22 protein-coding genes are annotated in these 19,356 nt (G+C 69.0%); 8 read left to right on the top strand and 14 right to left on the bottom strand.

The genetic code is table 11. The features are described 5' to 3' along the window. Positions 1-26 precede the first annotated feature (26 nt). The 5 genes from QZ749_RS10145 to QZ749_RS10125 all read left to right on the top strand — a co-directional run bounded on the left by QZ749_RS10145 (position 27) and on the right by QZ749_RS10125 (position 4,718). Positions 27-1,124: a DUF5694 domain-containing protein gene (locus QZ749_RS10145; RefSeq protein ID WP_296946141.1), complete on the top strand. Its 1,098-nt coding sequence runs from the start codon at positions 27-29 to the stop codon at positions 1,122-1,124. A 97-nt stretch (positions 1,125-1,221) separates the two neighbouring features. After that, positions 1,222-1,719, top strand: coding sequence for a nuclear transport factor 2 family protein (locus QZ749_RS10140; protein WP_296946139.1), 498 nt, complete (start codon positions 1,222-1,224; stop codon positions 1,717-1,719). Between the two features lie 40 nt (positions 1,720-1,759). Further along, on the top strand, positions 1,760-2,809 hold the full coding sequence (locus QZ749_RS10135) for a sensor histidine kinase (protein WP_296946138.1): 1,050 nt from the start codon (positions 1,760-1,762) through the stop codon (positions 2,807-2,809). Next, positions 2,806-3,567: a LytTR family DNA-binding domain-containing protein gene (locus QZ749_RS10130; protein ID WP_296946136.1), complete on the top strand. Its 762-nt coding sequence runs from the start codon at positions 2,806-2,808 to the stop codon at positions 3,565-3,567. The genes QZ749_RS10135 and QZ749_RS10130 overlap by 4 nt, the downstream gene beginning before the upstream one ends. Then, positions 3,567-4,718: an acyltransferase gene (locus QZ749_RS10125; protein ID WP_296946135.1), complete on the top strand. Its 1,152-nt coding sequence runs from the start codon at positions 3,567-3,569 to the stop codon at positions 4,716-4,718. Before QZ749_RS10130 ends, QZ749_RS10125 begins: the two co-directional genes overlap by 1 nt. A 17-nt stretch (positions 4,719-4,735) precedes the next feature. Here the strand turns inward: QZ749_RS10125 and QZ749_RS10120 are convergent, their stop codons facing one another. The 6 genes from QZ749_RS10120 to QZ749_RS10095 are packed head-to-tail and all read right to left on the bottom strand — an operon-like array spanning position 4,736 to position 9,898. Beyond that, positions 4,736-5,806, bottom strand: coding sequence for an AI-2E family transporter (locus QZ749_RS10120; RefSeq protein ID WP_296946132.1), 1,071 nt, complete (start codon positions 5,804-5,806; stop codon positions 4,736-4,738). Between the two features lie 29 nt (positions 5,807-5,835). Beyond that, on the bottom strand, positions 5,836-6,456 hold the full coding sequence (locus QZ749_RS10115; RefSeq protein WP_296946130.1) for an SCO family protein: 621 nt from the start codon (positions 6,454-6,456) through the stop codon (positions 5,836-5,838). Positions 6,457-6,458: 2 nt separating this feature from the next. After that, a complete protein-coding gene (gene cyoE, locus QZ749_RS10110) occupies positions 6,459-7,367 on the bottom strand; it encodes a heme o synthase (RefSeq protein WP_296946129.1) in 909 nt (302 codons plus the stop codon). Next, positions 7,364-8,521, bottom strand: coding sequence for a heme A synthase (locus QZ749_RS10105; protein WP_296946126.1), 1,158 nt, complete (start codon positions 8,519-8,521; stop codon positions 7,364-7,366). The genes cyoE and QZ749_RS10105 overlap by 4 nt, the downstream gene beginning before the upstream one ends. Positions 8,522-8,526: 5 nt before the next feature. Continuing rightward, the gene (locus QZ749_RS10100) at positions 8,527-9,105 is read right to left on the bottom strand and encodes a cytochrome C oxidase subunit I (RefSeq protein WP_296947136.1); all 579 of its coding nucleotides are present in this window, start codon (positions 9,103-9,105) and stop codon (positions 8,527-8,529) included. A gap of 37 nt (positions 9,106-9,142) precedes the next feature. Then, positions 9,143-9,898, bottom strand: a complete 756-nt coding sequence (locus QZ749_RS10095; RefSeq protein WP_296946124.1) for an SURF1 family protein — start codon at positions 9,896-9,898, stop codon at positions 9,143-9,145. Between the two features lie 56 nt (positions 9,899-9,954). Between QZ749_RS10095 and QZ749_RS10090 the strand changes: the two genes are divergently transcribed. Beyond that, complete coding sequence (locus QZ749_RS10090; protein WP_296946121.1) at positions 9,955-10,155, top strand: twin transmembrane helix small protein; 201 nt, start codon at positions 9,955-9,957, stop codon at positions 10,153-10,155. Between the two features lie 48 nt (positions 10,156-10,203). Here QZ749_RS10090 and QZ749_RS10085 read toward each other — a convergent pair whose 3' ends face one another. The 6 genes from QZ749_RS10085 to QZ749_RS10060 all read right to left on the bottom strand — a co-directional run bounded on the left by QZ749_RS10085 (position 10,204) and on the right by QZ749_RS10060 (position 16,139). Further along, positions 10,204-11,061: a cytochrome c oxidase subunit 3 gene (locus tag QZ749_RS10085; protein WP_296946118.1), complete on the bottom strand. Its 858-nt coding sequence runs from the start codon at positions 11,059-11,061 to the stop codon at positions 10,204-10,206. 38 nt (positions 11,062-11,099) lie between these two features. After that, positions 11,100-11,312: a DUF2970 domain-containing protein gene (locus QZ749_RS10080; protein WP_296946116.1), complete on the bottom strand. Its 213-nt coding sequence runs from the start codon at positions 11,310-11,312 to the stop codon at positions 11,100-11,102. Positions 11,313-11,314: 2 nt separating this feature from the next. After that, complete coding sequence (locus QZ749_RS10075) at positions 11,315-11,887, bottom strand: cytochrome c oxidase assembly protein (RefSeq protein WP_296946114.1); 573 nt, start codon at positions 11,885-11,887, stop codon at positions 11,315-11,317. Between the two features lie 122 nt (positions 11,888-12,009). After that, positions 12,010-13,611, bottom strand: coding sequence for a cytochrome c oxidase subunit I (gene ctaD / locus QZ749_RS10070; protein WP_296946110.1), 1,602 nt, complete (start codon positions 13,609-13,611; stop codon positions 12,010-12,012). A gap of 105 nt (positions 13,612-13,716) precedes the next feature. After that, positions 13,717-14,916 (bottom strand): cytochrome c oxidase subunit II, encoded by a 1,200-nt coding sequence (gene coxB, locus QZ749_RS10065; protein WP_296946107.1) that lies wholly within the window; start codon positions 14,914-14,916, stop codon positions 13,717-13,719. A 308-nt stretch (positions 14,917-15,224) separates the two neighbouring features. Beyond that, positions 15,225-16,139, bottom strand: a complete 915-nt coding sequence (locus QZ749_RS10060) for a methyltransferase domain-containing protein (RefSeq protein WP_296946103.1) — start codon at positions 16,137-16,139, stop codon at positions 15,225-15,227. An 84-nt stretch (positions 16,140-16,223) separates the two neighbouring features. On the opposite strand from QZ749_RS10060, the gene QZ749_RS10055 reads away from it, so the two are divergent. Together QZ749_RS10055 and trmL are read left to right on the top strand one after the other, a co-directional pair. After that, positions 16,224-16,952 (top strand): ComF family protein, encoded by a 729-nt coding sequence (locus tag QZ749_RS10055; RefSeq protein WP_296946101.1) that lies wholly within the window; start codon positions 16,224-16,226, stop codon positions 16,950-16,952. Positions 16,953-17,007: 55 nt separating this feature from the next. Further along, positions 17,008-17,478, top strand: a complete 471-nt coding sequence (gene trmL, locus QZ749_RS10050; RefSeq protein ID WP_296946098.1) for a tRNA (uridine(34)/cytosine(34)/5-carboxymethylaminomethyluridine(34)-2'-O)-methyltransferase TrmL — start codon at positions 17,008-17,010, stop codon at positions 17,476-17,478. A gap of 110 nt (positions 17,479-17,588) precedes the next feature. Here the strand turns inward: trmL and rfaE2 are convergent, their stop codons facing one another. Beyond that, entirely contained in the window at positions 17,589-18,071 is a 483-nt protein-coding gene (gene rfaE2, locus QZ749_RS10045; protein WP_296946095.1) for a D-glycero-beta-D-manno-heptose 1-phosphate adenylyltransferase, read from the bottom strand. A gap of 65 nt (positions 18,072-18,136) precedes the next feature. Further along, the gene (locus tag QZ749_RS10040; RefSeq protein WP_296946091.1) at positions 18,137-19,324 is read right to left on the bottom strand and encodes a PilT/PilU family type 4a pilus ATPase; all 1,188 of its coding nucleotides are present in this window, start codon (positions 19,322-19,324) and stop codon (positions 18,137-18,139) included. Positions 19,325-19,356 lie beyond the last annotated feature (32 nt).

The following is a 19,356-nucleotide window of genomic DNA, read 5'->3' as shown; positions in this document are numbered from 1 at the left end:
GACCTGTCATGAAAGGAGATCCACACATGCTACGACGAACCACGGGCCTCGCCGGCCTTCTATTGGCCGCCATGCTGTGCGCGGCAAGCGCCGGCGCCCAGGAACCGGTCCGCATCTTCGACACCGGCGCGCTCAAGGGCCCGGCGCAGGGCGTGCCGAACGAGGTGCTGGTGCTCGGCACGGCCCACCTGGCCTACATGCCGGCCGCATTCCGGCCGGCCGCGCTGCAGGAACTGAACGCGCGCCTGGCGGCCTGGAAGCCGCGCATCGTCGCCATCGAGCGCCTGTCCGGCATGCAGTGCGACGTCATGCGCCGCTATCCGCAGCGCTACGCCGACACGGTGAAGTCGTATTGCTGGGACCCGGCGCCGGCGCGCGCCGCCACCGGCCTGGACGTGCCGGCCGCCACCGCCGAGATCGAGCGCCTGCTGGCCGGCTGGCCGGCGGATCCGGCGCCGGCCCGGCGCCGCCGCCTGGCCGCGCTGTTCCTGGCCGGCGGCGAACCGGTGTCGGCGCTGGTGCAATGGCTGCGCCTGCCGGCTGCCGAGCGGCGCGCCGGCGACGGCCTCGACGCCACGCTCGTGGCCATGCTCGACGACCAGCGCGTCGGGCGCGGCAAGCGCAGCGAGGACACCCTGATCGCCGCTCCGCTGGCCGCCACGCTGGGCCTGGAACGCGTGGTGGCGATGGACGACCATACGGCCGACGCGCCCGACGCCGACCCGAAGGCGGCCGGCGCCGCCATCATGCAGGCCTGGGACAATCCGGCCACCGCGCGCCGCAAGGCCGACGACGAGCGCCTGCACGCCGCCACCGGCGACGCCGCCGGCATCATGGCGCTGTACCGCGCCATCAACGATCCGGGGCAGGCGCGGCTGGCCTACGACAGCGACTTCGGCGCGGCGCTCGAGGAAGGTTCGCCACAGGGCTTCGGGCGCCAGTACGTGGGCTACTGGGAAACGCGCAACCTGCGCATGGCGGCCAACATCCGCGAGGCCATCGGCCTGCGGCCGGGCGGGCGCACGCTGGTCATCGTCGGCGCCTCGCACAAGCCCTACCTGGAAGCCTACCTGGACCGCATGCACGACGTGCGCATCGTGTCCAGCGACGCCGTGCTGCGCTAACGGTTCGCCGCATGCCGTGCACGGGTCGGCGCGCGGCGCTGGACCGGCACGGCACGCCCCCGCTACCGTGGCGACTCCACTTCACGCCGGAGTCCGCATGAACGCTTCCCGCTGCCTCGCCACCGTCGTCCTCGCCGCCTGCTGCCTCGGCCGTGCCCATGCCGACAGCGGCCCCGAGGCCGACCGCGCCGCCATCGCCCAGGTGGTCCGGCAATTCCAGGCCGCCATCATCGCCCACGACGGCAAGACGCTGGGCAGCCTGTTCCTGCAGGACCACGACAGCTGGCTGTCGGTGCTGGACGAGAAGACCTGGGCCGAAGCGAAGGCGCGCACGCCGAAGGTGGACAACCTGCGCAAGGTGCACAAGTCGAGCTGGCGCGACTTCGCCGCCATGATCCAGGACGGCAGGAAGCCGGTCGAGGAGCGCTTCTACGACGTGCGCATCGATACCAACGGCGCCGTGGCCTCGGTGTACTTCGATTTCGATTTCCTCTCCGACGGCAAGGTGAGCAACCGCGGCGCCGAATCGTGGCAGATGGTGCGCACGGAAGACGGCTGGAAGATCAACTCGATGCTGTTCTCCATCGGCCGCTGAACGGCTAGAATCCAGGGACCGCCGCCCTCCAGGACACCCCGTGAAAGCACCCGCGTCGCCGTTCGTCCCCGTCCTCGCCGCCCTGTCGGTGTTCGCCTGCATGGCGATCCTGGGCCTGCCGGCCCTCGGCCACGGCCATGCGCCGCTGTTCCGCGGCCTCTACATCGTGGCCTGCATGGCCTGGACCGTGCCGCTGGCGCTGCTGCAGCGGCTGCTGTGGCGGCGCGACGCCTCCTGGCCCGCCACCGGGCTGGCGCTGCTGGCGGCCACCTATGCGATGTCGGTGCTGAACAGCCTGCTGGGCCAACGCCTGGCGATCGGCCTGGGCCTCGAGCAGGGCTACCGCTGGAACGAGCTGACGGTCGGCCTGGACGGCTGCTGGCTGGCGCTGCTGGTGTTCTGCGCGCTGCACGCGGTCATGATGTACTACCTGTCGCTGCAGCATGCGCGGCTTCAACTGGCCGAGGCGCAGCGCGCGGCGCGCGAGGCCGAGCTGCGCGCCCTGCGCCTGCAGGTCAACCCCCACTTCCTGTTCAACACCCTGAACGCCATCTCGGCGCTGGTGGCGGACGGCGCCAACCGCGACGCCAACCGCATGATCGGACGCGTGTCCGACTTCCTGCGCGCCACGCTGGCGCACGACGGCCGCCACGAGCACGCGCTGGCCGAGGAACTGGCGCTGACCGAGGCCTACCTCGACATCGAGAAGGCGCGGCTCGGCGACCGGCTGCAGCTGACGATGAAGGCCGGCCCCGACCTGCTGGACGCCGCCGTGCCCTACCTGATGCTGCAGCCGCTGGTGGAAAACGCGATCCGCCACGGCATCGCCCCGCTGGCGCAGCCCGGCCGGGTCGACATCCGCGTCGAGCGCGAGGGGCGGCGCCTGCTGGTCGACGTCAGCAACGACGGCAGGCAGGCGGACCGGGCCGACGCCATGGGCGGCAGCAGCAGCGGCGGCATCGGCCTGGCCAACGTGGCCGAGCGCCTGCGCCGCCTGTACGGCGACGACCAGCAGGTCGATGCCGGCTGGCGCGCCGACGGCCGCTTCGGCGTGCGCATCGCCTTCCCCTTGACCCCGGTGGCCGCATGATCCGCGTGGCCCTCGTCGACGACGAACCGCTGGCCCGGCTGGCGGTGCGCACGCGCCTGGCGCGCCGGCCCGGCTTCGAGGTGGTGGCCGAATACGGCGACGGCGACAGCGCCGCCGCCGGCCTGGCCACCGCGCACGCGGACCTGGTGTTCGTCGACGTCGAGATGCCCGGCAGGAGCGGCCTGGAGGTGCTGGCGGCGCTGCCGCGCGCGGCCCGGCCGATGGCGATCCTGCTGACGGCCTACGACGGCTACGCCCTGCAGGCGTTCGAGCTGGCGGCGCTGGACTACCTGCTCAAGCCGATCGACGACGAACGCCTGGACGAAGCGTTGGAACGCGCGCGCCACGCCTTCCCCTGGCGCCGCGCGGCAAGCGCGGCCGCGCCGCAATGGACGCGCTCCTTCACGGTCCGCGCCGGCAACCGCACGGTGATCGTCGACGCCGCCGACGTCGAACACATCGAGGCCGACGGCGACTACGCGACGCTGCACGCCGGCGCCAAGGCGTTCCTCGTGCGCGAGCGCCTGCACGCGCTCGCGCAGCGCCTGGATCCCGCGCAGTTCCAGCGCGTGCACCGTTCCACCATCGTGCGCCTGGACATGGTGGCCGAGCTGCGCGCCCTGACCAACCGCGACGCCCTGCTGCGCCTGCGCGACGGCACCCTGCTGCGCGCCAGCCGCACCTACATGCCGGCGCTGGCCGACGCGCTGGCGCGGCGCACCGCGACCATCCCGATCTCCCTGTCGACGCCTGCCTGATGCGCCACCACGACAACCAACGCCTCGCCGGCCTGGACACCCTGCGTGCCTGCGCCATCCTGCTGGTCCTGATGTCCCACTACGCCAGCTTCGTCAGCCGCGGCCCGACGTTCGGCGTGCTCGGCCAGGTGGGCTGGGCCGGCGTCGACCTGTTCTTCGTGCTGAGCGGCTACCTGATCGGCAACCAGTTGCTGGCGCCGGTCGCGCTCGGCGAAGCGCCCGGCCTGACAACCTTCTTCGCGCGCCGCCTGCTGCGCACGCTGCCCAACTACTACGCCGTGCTGGCCGTCTACCTGCTGTTCCCGCAGGCGCCGTTCGCGGGGTCGGGCGCGGCGCCGCTGTGGCAGTTCCTCACCTTCACCCAGAACTTCGGGCTCGCCTACGGCCAGACCTTCACCCATTCCTGGTCGCTGTGCATCGAGGAACAGTTCTACGTGGTGCTGCCGCTGGCCGTGCTGGCGCTGGCGCGCACGCGCTCCCTGCGCCTGGCCTGGTGCGTGCTGCTCGGGGCGATCGCCCTGGGCATGACGGTGCGCGGCATGGCCTGGCTGCGCCATGGCCACCATTTCCAGGCGGCCGAGGTGTACTACGCCAGCGCCTGCCGCTTCGACGAGCTGCTGCCCGGGGTCGCGCTGGCCATGCTCAAGCACTTCCACCGCGCGCGCTTCACAAGCCTCCTGCGCCACGCCAACGCCCTTCTCGCGGCGGGCCTGGCCGGCGCCGTCGGGCTGCTGGCCTGCATGCACCGGATGCTGCCGGGCGAGTTCGCCGTGACGGCGTTCGGCTTTTCGCTGGTGGCCATGAGCTTCGCGCTGCTGGTCGGCGCCGCCCTCGCCCCGCACTGCCTGCTGAACCGCGTGCGCATTCCCGGCGCGGCCAGCCTGGCACTGTGGTCGTATGCCGTCTACCTAGTGCACAAGCCCGTGTTCATGGCGCTGCGCGCCCCGCTCGGCCGGCTCGGCATCGATCCGGAGGCGCCGGCGGCGATCCTCGCGGTCATGGGACTGGGCATCCTCGGCGGCTGGCTGCTGTACCGGCTGGTCGAGACACCGTGCATGCGCCTGCGCGCGCGCTGGTTTCCGGCGTCGCCGGCAGCACCCGGCGCGGCGCCGGCGCCCGCCATCGCGCCGTTCGCGCGGCCCGGCGCCTGAACACGACGGTCCCCGGCCTACAGTCCGCCCCCCTTCTGCTTCACGATCGGATCCCTGGTATGGGTCCACCCGCTCAGCAGCGAATACCCCACCGCCAGCAGCGTCGGCCCGATGAACAGGCCGATGAAGCCGAAGGCGATCACGCCGCCCAGCACGCCCAATAGCGTCAGCAGGAACGGCAGGCTGGAGCCGCGGCTGATCAGCATAGGCCGCACCACGTTGTCGACGCCGCTGATGCCGAAGAAGCCCCACACCAGCATGAAGATGCCCCAGCCGGTCTGGCCCTGCGAGAACAGCCAGACGGCGGCCCCGCCCCAGATCACGGGCGGGCCGACCGGGATCAGCGAGGACACGAACACCAGCACCGACAGCAGCAGCACGGCCGGCACGCCGGCGATGGCGAACCCCAGCGCCGCCACCAGCGCCTGGGCCAGCGCCGTGCCGAGCAGGCCGTACATCACGCCGCGCACGGTCTGGCTGACGATCTCGGTGACGGCCTGCGCCTCCTCGTCCATGATGCGGCGCATGGCGGCGCCGATCACGGTCATCAGGGCATTGCCGTCGCGGTAGAAGAAGAAGCTGACGAAGGCGGCAAGGCTCATCTGCACGACGCCCGTGCCGAGCATCAGGCCGCCCGCCAGCAGGGTGTGGCGCGCCGGTTCCAGCATGCGCCGCGCCAGTTCCAGCATGCGCTCGCGGCTGGCGACGAGCTGGCGCAGATACAGGTCGACCTGTTCGCCGACCAGCGGGATGTCGCGGATCCAGGCGGGCGGCAGCAGTTCGCCGTGGCCGAGCGCGTCGCGCAGCTGCTCGAAGGCGCTGCCGATGTTGTCGGCGAGGTTCCAGGCGACCAGCGCCAGCGGGATGATGACCAGCAGCGTGAGCGACAGCGTCATGCACAGGGCGGCCAGGGTGCGGCGGCCATGCATGCGGCGCAGCAGCCTCTGGTACAGGGGCCAGGAAGAGATGACGACGGCGGCCGCGAACAGGATCGCGGCCAGGAAGGGACGCAGGACGTAGAGGCAGCCGATGGCCAGCAGGATGACGGCGGCGGCGCGGGTGTAGTTCCTTCCTGGTCGTTGGTCCATGCCGCCCGTTCACCCTGACGTTGTCGATGTCAGGATAATAGCTGACGGATGTCGTGCACGATGGCGTCGGCCGGCTGGCCGTGGCGGATGAACAGGCGCAGCCTGCCCTCGCGGTCGAACACGTAGCTGCCGGCCGTGTGGTCGATCGTGTAGCTGCCCGGCTCCGTGCCCGGCACCTTCGAGTAGAACACCTTGAATTCCTTGGCCACCCTGGCGGTCTGCTCGGGCGAGCCGCGCAGGCCCACGAAGCGCTTGTCGAAGGCCGGCGCATAGGACGCCAGCAGTTCCTGCGTGTCGCGCTCGGGGTCGAGGGTGATGAAGGCCACCTGCACCTGGTCGGCCTGCGGGCCGAGTTTCTGCATCGCGCTGGCCATCTCGGCCATCGTGGTCGGGCACACGTCCGGGCATTGGGTATAGCCGAAGAACACCACCACGACCTTGCCCTTGTAGTCGGCCAGGGTACGCGGCTTGCCGTGGTGGTCGGTCAGCGAGAAGTCCTTGGCGTAGTCCAGGCCGGTGACGTCGGTGTTCTGGAAGGCCGGCGGCCGGCCCGGCAGCTTGTCGCAGGCGGCCAGCGAGGTGGCCAGGGCGGTGGCCAAGGCAGCGGCCAGCGCGATGGCGGCCGAGGCGGCGGTCAGGGATCGTGTCATCGTCAGAAATTCAGGTAGGGCTTCACGTAGTGGTCGACCAGCAGGGCCGCGAACAGCAGCGCCAGGTAGACCACGGACCAGGCGAAGGCCTTGCGCGCGATGCGGTCGCTGTAGTGCTTGTGGATCAGCCAGCCGTAGCGCAGGAACACGGCGTTCAGGGCGATGGCGCAGGCCAGGTAGACGATGCCGCTCATGCCCACCGCGAACGGGAACAGCGTGCAGGCGGCCAGCGCGATCGAGTACAGCCAGACCTGCAGGCCGGTATGGGCCATGCCGTGCGTGACCGGCAGCATGGGCAGGCCGGAGCGCACGTAGTCGTCGCGCCGGTACATCGCCAGCGCCCAGAAGTGCGGCGGCGTCCAGACGAAGATGATCAGCACCAGCAGCCAGGCTTCCATCGGCACCGTGCCGGCGACGGCCGCCCAGCCCAGCGCCGGCGGCATCGCGCCGGACAGGCCGCCGATGACGATGTTCTGCGGGGTGTTCGGCTTGAGCAGCACGGTGTAGATCAGCGCATAGCCGACGAAGGTGACGAAGGTCAGCCACATCGTGAGCGGATTGACCATGGCGTACAGCACGCCCATGCCGGCGCCGCCGATGGCGGCCGAGAACACCAGCGTCTGCGTGGTGGACAGCGCGCCCATGGCGGTGGCGCGGCGCGCGGTGCGGGCCATGCGGGCGTCGACCTCGGCCTCGATCAGGCAGTTGACGGCGAAGGCGGCGCCGGCCAGCAGCCAGATGCCGAGCGTGCCCCAGAACAGCACGTGCCAGCCGGGGAAGCCGTCGGTGGCCAGGAACATGCCGATGACGGCGCAGAAGACGGCGAGCTGGGTGACGCGCGGCTTGGTGAGCGCCCAGTACTGGGCGATCCGGTTGGGCAGCGGTTTGTGGGTGGCGGTGTGGGTAATCATGAATGGCTCGCGGGCGCGGGGGCCGGGCTGCGTGGGCTCGGCGGACTCATCCGCACCGGGTCGAGTTGATACTGTACCTTGTAGTTTAACACGGTCACCAGCAGCACGAGCGCGGCCGCGCCGGCGTTGTGCAACACCGCGATCGCGAGCGGGAAATCCAGGAACACGGTGGCGATGCCGGTCGTTGCCTGGGCGGCAAGCAGCAGCGCCAGGTTGCGCGCCGTGCCGTGCAGGCCCGGCAGCCTCCAGGCGCGCCAGGCGGTCCAGCCCAGCACCAGCACGACGACGATGGCGAAGTTGCGGTGCACCCAGTGGATCGCCGTCAGCGCCGAAAAAGGCAGGTAGTGCCCGGCGGCCGTCTTGCCGAGTTCGCGCCACAGCGTGAAGCCGTGTTCGAAGTCCATCTCCGGGATCACCTGCCCGTTACACAAGGGGAAATCGCTGCAGGCCAGCGTGGCGTAGTTGGTGCTCACCCACCCGCCCAGCGCGAGCTGGACCAGCAGCACGGCGGCGGACAGCCACGCCAGCGGGCGCAGGCGCCGCAGCGCGGCCGGCGCGGCGGCCGGCGGCGGCGGCTTGAGCAGGTTGTCCTCGCGCCCGCCCATCCACACGACCAGGGCCAGCAGCGTCATCCCGAACAGCAGGTGCAGGGTGACGATGACCGGCTGCAGCTTCAGCGTGACGGTCCAGGCGCCGAACGCGCCCTGCACGCACACCCACAGGAACAGCACGGTCGGCAGCGCCGGGTGGAAGGCCTGCGCGCGCGAACGGCGCCACTGGATCCAGGACGTGATCGTCAAGGCCATGATCAGCACGCCGATGCCCATGGCGAGATAGCGGTGGATCATCTCGATCCAGGCCTTGGCGACGGTGACGGGGCCGGTCGGCATGAGTTCCTCGGCGGCGGCGATGTGCTCGTGCGCCAGGAACGGGTTGGCCAGGCCGTAGCAGCCGGGCCAGTCGGGGCAGCCCAGGCCCGAATCGGTCAGGCGGGTGAAGCCGCCGAACACGATCAGGTCGAAGGTGAAGAAGGCGATGATCCAGACCAGCTTGCGGTACTTGTGCGGGTCGGACGACATCCACACCATGGACAGCGGGATGCAGGCCACGAGCAGGCCGTGGACCAGGAGTTGGACGAGGTGGGAAGCTTGCATGGGATTCAGCCGACGGACGACGCCTTCAGCAGTTTGTAGATGTCCTTGTAGACCTTGCGCGGTTCCGGATCCCGCGGAAAGCGCATCATCAGGTGGCCGAGCGGGTCGATCAGGTAGATGTGGTCGTCCGTGCCGGTGCCGGCGTCGACCGGCAGCCAGCCTTGCACCGCGGCGGGGTCGGCGCGCAGCATGTGGGTGCCGTCGAACTCGCGGATGACGAGCGTCTCCAGCGGCGCGCGGTCGGTGATCAGCCAGACGCGCTCGATGCGGTCCATCTCCTTGCCCTGCATCAGGCGCAGCTGGCGCATGGTGAACAGCTGCTTCCGGCAGGCCTCGGCGCAGGCGCCCGGGGCCGTCATCAGCATCACCCACTTGCCCTTGAACCCGGCCAGCGCCTGCGGACGGCCGTCCAGCGTCGTCGTGCCCAGGCCGGCGGGCACCGGATGGGCGCGCTGGTCGACCAGCGCCCCGTAGTTGTTGCGCTTTTCCGGCTTGAGCACGTAATAGGTGAAGTAGGACGCGAGCAGCGGCGAGGCGCACACCAGCAGCACCAGCCACAGCATGCGGCGGCCGCGTTTCTGCATCGCCGGGTCGGCGGGGGCGGCGGTGGCCGGTAGGGCATCAGCGGTCTTGTCTGCTTCCACGTCGGAATCCTGTGATCACGAAAAATACGAACGCCATCGCCGCCAGCGCATACCACTGGAAGGCGTAGCCCCGGTGGCGGTCCACGTCGACGGCCGGGGCGGGCCATTGCCGTACCAAGCCATCGTCCCCCATGCCCTCGGGGCGCGCGCCGGTCTGCTCGACCAGCAGCGGCAGCACGTCCAGGCCGCTCGCGCGGGCGAAGCCGGCCGGGTCCAGGTTCTGCACGATGGCGCCCGGGGCGAGCGGCGCGGGCGTCCCGAGCTGCATGACGCGCGCCGGGCGCAGCACCGCGATGCCTTCGATGGTCTGCTCGCCGGCCAGCGTGGGCACCCGCGGCACGCGGTCGTGGGCGCCGGGATCGCGCGGCAGCCAGCCGCGCGCCACCAGCACGTGGCGGTTCGACGCCGCTATTGTAAACGGCATCAGCAAAACGAACCCGCTGCGGCCTTCGAAGGGACGGTTGTCGAGGTAGACGGGCCAGCCGGGAACGAAGCGGCCGGTGACGACGACGCGGCGGTACTCGACGGCGCCGGGGTCGGCGATGGCCGTGGCCGGCCCGAGCCGCAGCGGCGCCATGGCGCCGCGCTCGGCCAGCCGGGCCTGCAGCGCCGTCTTTTCCGCGGCGCGGCGCGCCTGCCAGTTGCCCAGGGCGATGCCCAGGACGACCAGTGCCAGCGTGACGACGAAGGGAATGATGCTGAAATGAAAACGGAAACGGGAGCGCAAACGCATTACAATCGCATCCTGGTCATGCCCATCGTCGTCTTGCTCCTTTGCCAGGATCTTCCATGAAAATCGCCGTCGCCATCGCCTTCGTGCTCATCCTCGGCAGCCTGGGGTCGGCCTTGTTCTTCCTGATGCGCGACAAGGGGCGCAGCAACCGGACCGTGCAGGCGCTGGCGCTGCGGGTCGGGTTGTCGATCACGCTGTTCCTGCTCGTGCTGTTTTCCTACAAGATGGGGTGGATCCAGCCGAAGGGCCTGCACTGACCGTCGCCCGGCGCCACGCCGGGCCGGGCCGGGGCGACGGCCGCCCGCCTACAGCCAGTACACCACCACGTACAGGCCCAGCCACACCACGTCGACGAAGTGCCAGTACCACGCGGCCCCTTCGAAGGCGAAATGGTGCTCGGGCGTGAAATGGCCCTTCATGACGCGATACAGCACCACGGCCAGCATGATCGCGCCCATCGTCACGTGGAAGCCGTGGAAGCCCGTCAGCATGAAGAAGGTCGAGCCGTAGATGCCCGAGGTGAGCTTGAGGTTCAGCTCCGAATAGGCGTGGTGGTATTCGTAGGCCTGGAAGCCCATGAAGACGGCGCCCAGCAAAATGGTCAGGAACAGCCACAGCGCGGTCTTGCTGCGGTGCCCGGCGCGCAGCGCGTGGTGGGCGATGGTCAGCGTCACGCCCGAGGTCAGCAGCAGCGCCGTGTTGATGGTCGGGATCGGGAACGGACCCATGACGTTGAACTGTTCCACGGTGCCGGCCGGGCCGGTGCCGCCCCAGTGGCCGGCGAAGTCGGGCCAGATCACCTTGTGGTCGAGGTCGGCCAGCCAGGGCATCGAGATGGCGCGGGCATAGAACAGCGCGCCGAAGAAGGCGGCGAAGAACATCACTTCCGAGAAGATGAACCAGCTCATCGACCAGCGGTAGGACGCGTCGATGCGCGGCCCGTAGACGCCCGACTCCGATTCGCGGATGGCGTCGCCGAACCAGCGGTACAGCACGAACAGCATGGCGACGATGCCGGCCAGGCACACGGCCATGCCCCAGGCGGCGCCGTTGACCCAGCCGGACGCGCCGGCCATCGTGACCAGCATCGAGATGCCGGCCGCCATCGGCCAGCGCGATGGCCCGGGGATGAAGTAGTACGGCGCGGTATGCGGGGTTCCCATCTTGTCGTCTCCTCGATCTGGTAATTCGTCGATATCGTCTAGCTCCTGGCGACCGCGACATGCACCGCCAGCACCAGTAATCCGATGAACAGCGCCACCCCGACCAGCGCCCCGACGATGACGGCGATGGGGTTCAGGTTGGCGGCGTCGTGTTCGTAGTCCTTGCGCTTGCGCACCCCGAAGAAGGACCAGAACACGGCCTTCATCGTGGCGCCGAACGAGGCCTGCCGGCGCGGCGTGGGCTCGTCCATGCCTACTCCCTCGCGGCGACCGCGCCGCCGATCTCGAAGAAGGTATACGACAGCGTGATGTTCTTCACCTCGCGCGGCAGCGCCGGGTCGATGAAGAACACGACGGGCATCTGGCGCGCCTCGTGCGGTTTCAGGACCTGCTCCTGGAAGCAGAAGCATTCCACCTTCTTGAAATGCGGCGTCGCCGCCTGCGGCGCATAGCTCGGGATGGCTTGCGCCTTCACCGTGCGCGCCTGCGTGTTCACCACTTCGTAGACCACGGTCGCCATCTCGCCGGGATGCACGTCGATCGAGCGCTGCGTCGGGCGGAAGCGCCACGGTCCCTGGGCATTGCCGTCCAGTTCGATGGTGACGGTGCGCGCCATGTCGACCTGGGTATTGGCCGGGCGCTCCACGGTGCCGTCCTTCTGCGTCAGCACGTTGATGCCGAGGACCTCGCACACCTGCCGGTAGATCGGCACCAGCGCATAGCCGAAGCCGAACATGACGCAGGCCACCACCACCAGCTTGAGCAAGGTGGTGCGGTTCAGGCGCAGGCGCCCGCTCTGCTCGGTCCTGGCGGCGTCGGCCTGCATCTCAATGCATCCAGAGGCGCTTGACGAACAACATCACGAAGAAGAACAGGGCCAGCGCGCCCACCCACAGGGCGGTGCGCAGGTTGTTCGGCTTCGGGCGCGGTGGCTGGTCCATGTCGTCCTCACTTCACCAGCGGCGGGTTCTCGAAGGTGTGGAACGGCGCCGGGCTCGGCACGGTCCACTCCAGGCCCTCGGCGCCTTCCCAGGGCTTGGCCTCGGCCTTGGCGCCGCCGCGGATGGTCGGCAGCACCACGAAGAACAGGAAGTAGACCTGCGACAGGCCGAAGCCGAAGGCGCCGATCGACACGATCATGTTGAAGTCGGTGAACTGCACGGCATAGTCGGCGTAGCGGCGCGGCATGCCGGCCAGGCCCAGGAAGTGCATCGGGAAGAAGGTGACGTTGAAGGTGATGAGCGACAGCCAGAAGTGGATCTTGCCGCGCAGTTCCGGATACATGTGGCCGGTCCACTTCGGTCCCCAATAGTAGAAGCCGGCGAACAGGGCGAACAGCGAGCCGGCCACCAGCACGTAGTGGAAGTGGGCGACCACGTAGTAGGTGTCCTGCACCTGGATGTCGATCGGCGTGACGGCCAGGATCAGGCCGGTGAAGCCGCCCATCGTGAACACGAAGATGAAGCCGACGGCGAACAGCATCGGTGTCTCGAAGGTCATCGCGCCCTTCCACATCGTGGCGACCCAGTTGAACACCTTCACGCCGGTCGGCACGGCGATCAGCATCGTCGCGTACATGAAGAACAGCTGGCTCGTCACCGGCATGCCGGTGGTGAACATGTGGTGCGCCCAGACGATGAACGAGAGGATCGCGATCGAGGCGGTCGCGTACACCATCGAGGCGTAGCCGAACAGGGGCTTCCTGGCGAACGCCGGGATGATCTGCGAGATGATGCCGAACGCCGGCAGGATCATGATGTAGACCTCGGGGTGGCCGAAGAACCAGAAGATGTGCTGGTACATGACCGGGTCGCCGCCGCCGGCCGCGTTGAAGAAGGAGGTGCCGAAGTGGCGGTCGGTCAGCGTCATCGTGATGGCGCCGGCCAGCACCGGCATCACGGCGATCAGGAGGTAGGCGGTGATCAGCCAGGTCCAGCAGAACATCGGCATCTTCATCAGGGTCAGGCCCGGCGCGCGCATGTTCAGGATGGTGACGATGATGTTGATCGAGCCCATGATCGACGAGGCGCCCATGATGTGCATGGCAAAGATCGCCATGTCCATGCCCGGGCCCATCTGCGTGGACAGCGGCGCGTACAGCGTCCAGCCGGCCGCGGTGGCGCCGCCCGGCGCGAAGAAGGAGCCGGCCAGCAGCAGCGCCGCCGGCGGCAGCAGCCAGAACGAGAAGTTGTTCATGCGCGCGAACGCCATGTCGGACGCGCCGATCTGCAGCGGGATCATCCAGTTGGCGAAGCCGACGAAGGCCGGCATGATCGCGCCGAACACCATCACCAGGCCGTGCATGGTGGTGAGCTGGTTGAAGAATTCGGGGCGGAAGAACTGCAGGCCGGGCTGGAACAGCTCGGTGCGGATCATCAGCGCCAGCACGCCGCCCGACAGCAGCATGACGAACGAGAACCACAGATACAGGGTTCCGATGTCCTTGTGGTTGGTGGCGAACAGCCAGCGGCGCGCGCCGTGCGGGTGGTCGTGCGCATGGTCGTGGTCGTGGCCCTGTTCGTGCGACTGGTCGATGGTGCTGGAAGTCATGTCAGTTTTCCTGGTCGATCTGGTCTGCTTCGCGGGCCGCGCAAGCTGCGCACGGCCCGGTCTCCTTGATGCCGATGCGATGCCGGTGCGCACCGCGGACGACGCTCACTTGCCGCGTGCGGCCAGTACCTCGGACGGTTGCACGATATTCTCCTCGGCCTTGTTCGTCCAGTTGTTACGCGTGTAGGTGATCACCGACGCGATGTCGGTGTCCGACAGTTGCGGCCACGGCGGCATCGCGGTCGGGAACTTGCCGCTGTGCTTGCCGTGCAGGAGGACGGCGATCTGTTCCGCCTTCGGACCGGTCACGACCGGCGAGCCGACCAGCGAGGCGAACGCGTTCGGCACGCCCTGGCCGCTGGCCTGGTGGCAGGCCACGCAGTTGCTGGCATAGACCTTCTCGCCCTTGGTCTTGAGCTCGTCGATGGTCCAGACCTTGTTCGGGTCGTCGGCCAGCGCCGCCATCTTCTTCTGCTCGCCGGCGACCCAGGCCGAGTAGTCCTCGGCCGAGACAACCTTGACGACGATCGGCATGAAGGCGTGCTCCTTGCCGCACAGCTCGACGCAGTTGCCGCGGTAGGTGCCGACCTGCTCGGCGCGGAACCAGGTGTCGCGCACGAAGCCGGGGATGGCGTCCTGCTTGACGGCGAAGGCGGGGATGGTCCAGGAGTGGATCACGTCGTTGGCCGTCAGCACCAGGCGCACCTTCTTGTTCACCGGCACGACGACCGGGTTGTCGACCTCGAGCAGGTAGTTCTCGGTGCGCTTTTCCGTCGGCGCCAGGCCCGGCTCGCCGACCTGGGTGCGCGGGGTGGCCAGGTTGGACAGGAAGGAGATGCCCTCGCCCTCCCCCTTCAGGTAGTCGTAGCCCCACTTCCACTGCATGCCCGTCACCTTGATGGTGAGGTCGGGGTTGGACGTGTCCTTCATCGCCACGACGGCGTGCGTGGCGGGGAGCGCCATGCCGATCACGATCAGGAACGGGACGACGGTCCAGGCGATCTCGACGGTGGTGGATTCGTGGAAGGTGGCCGGCTTGTGGCCGAGGGACTTGCGGTGCTTGAACACCGAATAGAACATGACGCCGAACACGCCGACGAAGATGACCAGGCAGACCACCATCATCCAGTTGTGCAGGCTGTAGATGTAGGCCGCGATGCCGGTCACGGGCGCCTGCATGTTGAGCTGGTGCTCCAGCGGGCGCCCCGTGACGACGGGGTCCGCCGCCAGGGCCGGACCGGCGGCAGTCGCCGCCGCCAGCGCCAGGCCGTACATCAACGTCTTGAATCGCTTTGCATAAGTCATGTCGTCCCCAACCACCCAAAAAAATTTTGAATTTTCTGAAACGGTCAGCAATTCCACGAACGAAAGCCGCCGCTGCGAAATCCTTATGTCCGCCGTCATCCGGGACCGCGTGGGGGCCTCGATGACGCCGGCTTTTTGATGACTTGTGTTGCTGCAACAGTTTGACTGCACGCTGCTGGGCGCTGTTCTGCCTAAATTTTGTGCTTTTTTACGACTCCAATCGAAAAAAGTGTCATTGATTATACTGAAATGGCTAATTTTTATTCAAGGAAAATTACTGACGCGGTGCCGCATGCAACGCCCTGCCCTCAGGCCTTGGGCGGCGTGCGCGGCTGGAAGCGCACGATGGCCTCGCCGGCCGCCGTCACCTTGGGCGCCGGACGGAAGGCGTGGCCGTAGATGATCTCGAACGTCAGGGCCAGCTTGCCGTCGGCGCGCCGCTGCGCCGCCAGCGCGTCGAGCACGCGCCGCCAGGCGCCGCGCCCCACCAGGCCGCGGCGGCGCGAGTCGAGCGGATTGCCGCCGAAGGCGCGCACGTCGGCCAGCATGGCCTGCGGCGTGTCGTAGGTGACCGTGATCGTCTCCATGTCCATCACCGGCGTCGTGAAGCCCACCTCCACCAGCTGGTCGCCGAAGTCGTGCATGTCGACGAAGGGCAGCGTGTGCGGCGCCGCGTCCAGCGCGGCGAAGGCCGCGCGCAGCTCGCGGAAGGTGTCCGGCCCGAAGGTCGAGAACATCAGCAGGCCGTCCACGCGCAGCGCGCGGCGCCACTCGGCGAACACGCGGTCCGGCTGCGGGTGCCAGTGCAGCGCCAGGTTCGACCAGACCAGGTCGAGCGCATTCTGGCCGAACGGCAGCTGGCCGAAGTCGCCGCAGACCAGGTCGATGCCGGCCTTGGCCGGCAGCAGGCGGCTGAGGAAGGAACGCGGCGCCTGCGCCCCGCCGGCCCGGGCCAGCATGGCGGGCGCCGAGTCCAGGCCCAGCACCTGGGCGGCCGGATAGCGCTTCTGCAGCTCGGCGATGTCGGCCCCGGCGCCGCAGCCGGCGTCGAGCACCTGGCGCGGCGCCGTCTTGACCAGCGCCAGGCGGTCGAACATGCGGCTGGCGATCTCGCGCCGCAGGAAGTCGGACTGGGCGATCCGGGCCGGATCGTCGAACAGCTGGCGCACGCGCATCAGGTCGATGGGCGCGCTCAATGTGGAGGAAGCTTGGGGTGAAACCATGGTCAACCGCGGTCGAATGAGATAATCGCCCAGTGTACATGGTTGTCGGCGAACGAGCCGACGATGGGGCCGACGATGGGACCAATGAGCGACCTGCCATCCCTCGGGGGCCGCTGGATGGGGACGGCGCTGCGCCTGCTGCTGCCGTCCACCTGCGCGCTGTGCGCCGGCGGCTGCGACGGCGTCGTGTGCGCGGCATGCGAGGCGGCGTATGCGCTGCCCAGGCCGCGGTGCGGCCGCTGCGCCAATCCCCTGCCGGACGACGCCCCGGCCTGCGGCGCCTGCCTGGCCGCGCCGCCGCCGTTCGACGCCACCGTCGCCGCCGTCGACTACGCCGCCCCGCTCGACCAGCTGGTGCTGCAACTGAAATTCGGCGCGCGCCTCGCGCTGGCGCCCTGGTGCGCCGCCATGCTGCGCGATGCCGTGCTGGCCCGCCCCGGCCTGGCGCTGCCCGAACTGTTGTGTCCGGTTCCACTGGGGCCGGAGCGCCTGGTCGGGCGCGGCTTCAACCAGGCGCTGGAAATCGCCCGTCCCCTGGCCCGCGCGCTGGGCACGGCATTGCACCCGCGGCTGGCCGAGCGCCTGCTCGACACGCCGGCGCAGTCCGGCGTCGCCCCCGCCGAGCGCGCCCGCAACGTGCGCGGGGCGTTCGCGGTGACGGCGCCGGATCGCGTCGCCGGCCGCCACGTCGGCATCGTCGACGACGTCATGACCAGCGGCCACACGCTGGGCGAGCTGGCGGCGACCTTCAAGCGCTTCGGCGCGGCGCGCGTGACGAACCTGGTGTTCGCGCGCACGCCGCCGCATGGATAATAGCGGGCGTAGGGTGCGCACCCCATGCGCACCGATGTGCTTAAAGGAGAACCATTTGTTCCACGTCGTCCTGGTCGAACCAGAAATCCCGCCCAACACGGGCAACGTCATCCGCCTGTGCGCCAACACCGGCGCGCAGCTGCACCTGGTCGAGCCGCTCGGCTTCCCGCTCGACGACGCCAAGATGCGCCGCGCCGGCCTCGACTACCACGACTACGCCACCATGAAGGTGCACAAGGACTGGAACGCGTTCCTGGCCGAGGCGCGGCCGGATCCGGCGCGCATGTTCGCCATGACCACGCACGGCTCCGCGCCGTTCGCCGACGTGGCGTTCCGGCCGGGCGACGTGTTCGTGTTCGGCGCCGAGTCGCGCGGCCTCGACCCGGCCCTGCGCGCATCCTTCCCGCCGGCGCAGCGCATCCGCCTGCCGATGATGCCGGGCAACCGCAGCCTGAACCTGTCGAACACGGTCGCCGTGGTCGTCTACGAGGCCTGGCGCCAGAACGGCTACGCCGGCGGGGGCTGAACCTTGCACCGCACATGGTCACCCATGTAGGGTGCGCACCCCGTGCGCACCGAACGCCGGCATGACGCGAACGCCTGGTGCGCACGGGGTGCGCACCCTACGGCCGCCGGTCAGCCGCCGAACTGGCGGATCTTCGCCACCAGCTTGGTGGTGGAACGGTCGTGCGCGAAATCGATGGCGACCGCCTTGCCGCCCTGGGCGATGACTTCCTTCCCCTCGGGAATCTGGTCCATCACGTAGTCGCCGCCCTTGGCATAGATGTCGGGGCGGGCTTCCCGCACCACCTCGAGCGCGGTGTCCTCGTCGAACTCGACGACCAGGCTGACCGATTCCAGCGCGGCCAGCACGGCCATGCGGTCGGGCAGCGTGTTCAGCGGGCGGTCGTCGCCCTTGCCCAGGCGTTTCACGGAGGCGTCGGTGTTCACGGCCACGACCAGCGCGGCGCCGAGTGCGCGCGCCTGCGCCAGGTAGGTCACGTGGCCGCGGTGCAGGATGTCGAAGACGCCGTTGGTCAGGACGACCGGCCTGGGCAGGTCGGCGATGCGGGCTTGCAGGGTGGCGCGGGTGCAGAGTTTTTGTTCGAAGTCGGGCATGGTGGTTCGGTTCGGATTGGGTCCCGGCCTGCGCCGGGACGACGGTGGATGGCAGCGGGCGGACCTCAGGCCTTCGGGGCCTCGTCCTGCGGCTCGTCCGGCAGCATCGACAGCTCGGCCGGCCTGGCGGCGGCGCCGGACTCGCCCGGGGCGCCGCGTTCGCCCGACAGCTTGATCTGCAGGCGCAGGCCGTTGGCGGAGTCGGCGTTGCGGATGGCTTCCTCGTAGCCGATCCAGCCCTTGTTGTAGAGCTCGAACAAGGCCTGGTCGAACGTGCACATGCCCAGTTCGCGCGACTTGTGCATGATTTCCTTGATGCTGTGGAAATTTCCCTTCAAGATCATCTCGCCGATGGTCGGCGTGTTCAGCAGGATCTCGATGGCCGCCTTGCGGCCCTTGCCGTCTTCCGTGCGCACCAGGCGCTGCGAGACGATGGCGCGCAGGTTCGACGACAGGTCCATCAGCAGCTGCGGGCGGCGCTCTTCCGGGAAGAAGTTGACGATCCGGTCCATCGTCTGGTTGGCATTGTTCGCGTGCAGCGTGCCCAGGCACAGGTGGCCCGTCTCGGCGAAGGCGATCGCGTGTTCCATCGTCTCGGTATCGCGGATCTCGCCGATCAGGATCACGTCCGGCGCCTGGCGCAGCGTGTTCTTGAGGGCATTGTGCCAGGACAGCGTGTCGACGCCGACCTCGCGGTGCGTGACCAGGCAGTTCTTGTTCTTGTGCACGTATTCGACCGGATCCTCGACCGTGATGATGTGGCCGGCCGAGTTGCCGTTGCGGTAGTCGATCATCGCCGCCAGCGTGGTCGACTTGCCGGAGCCGGTGCCGCCCACGACCAGCACCAGGCCGCGCTTGGTCATCACGACGTCCTTCAGCACGTCGGGCAGGTCGAGCTTCTCGAAGGTCGGGATCTCGGAGGCGATGGTGCGCACCACCATGCCCACGCTCTGCTGCTGCACGAAGACGTTGACGCGGAAGCGGCACACGCCGGGCAGCGAGATGGCGAAATTGCACTCCATCTCGGCCTCGAACTCGGCGCGCTGGCGCTCGTTCATCAGCGCCAGCGACAGCGCGCGCGTGACCTCCCCGGTCAGGCGCTGGTTCGACAGCGGCTTCATCGCGCCCTGGTGCTTCATGCTGGGCGGGAAGTCGGCCGAGATGAACAGGTCGGAGCCGCCCTGCTGGTGCATGACGGTCAACAGCTTGTGCATGTAGGACTGGGCTTGCTCCGGGCCGAAGGTCGAGGACATCGTTGACTCTCTATCAAAGCCGGGCGGCGTCG

The organism is uncultured Massilia sp., assembly GCF_913773735.1.
Taxonomy (GTDB): domain Bacteria; phylum Pseudomonadota; class Gammaproteobacteria; order Burkholderiales; family Burkholderiaceae_D; genus Telluria.
The sequence above is the reverse complement of the archived record's forward strand: the minus strand, read 5'-3'. Positions and strand labels throughout refer to the sequence as shown.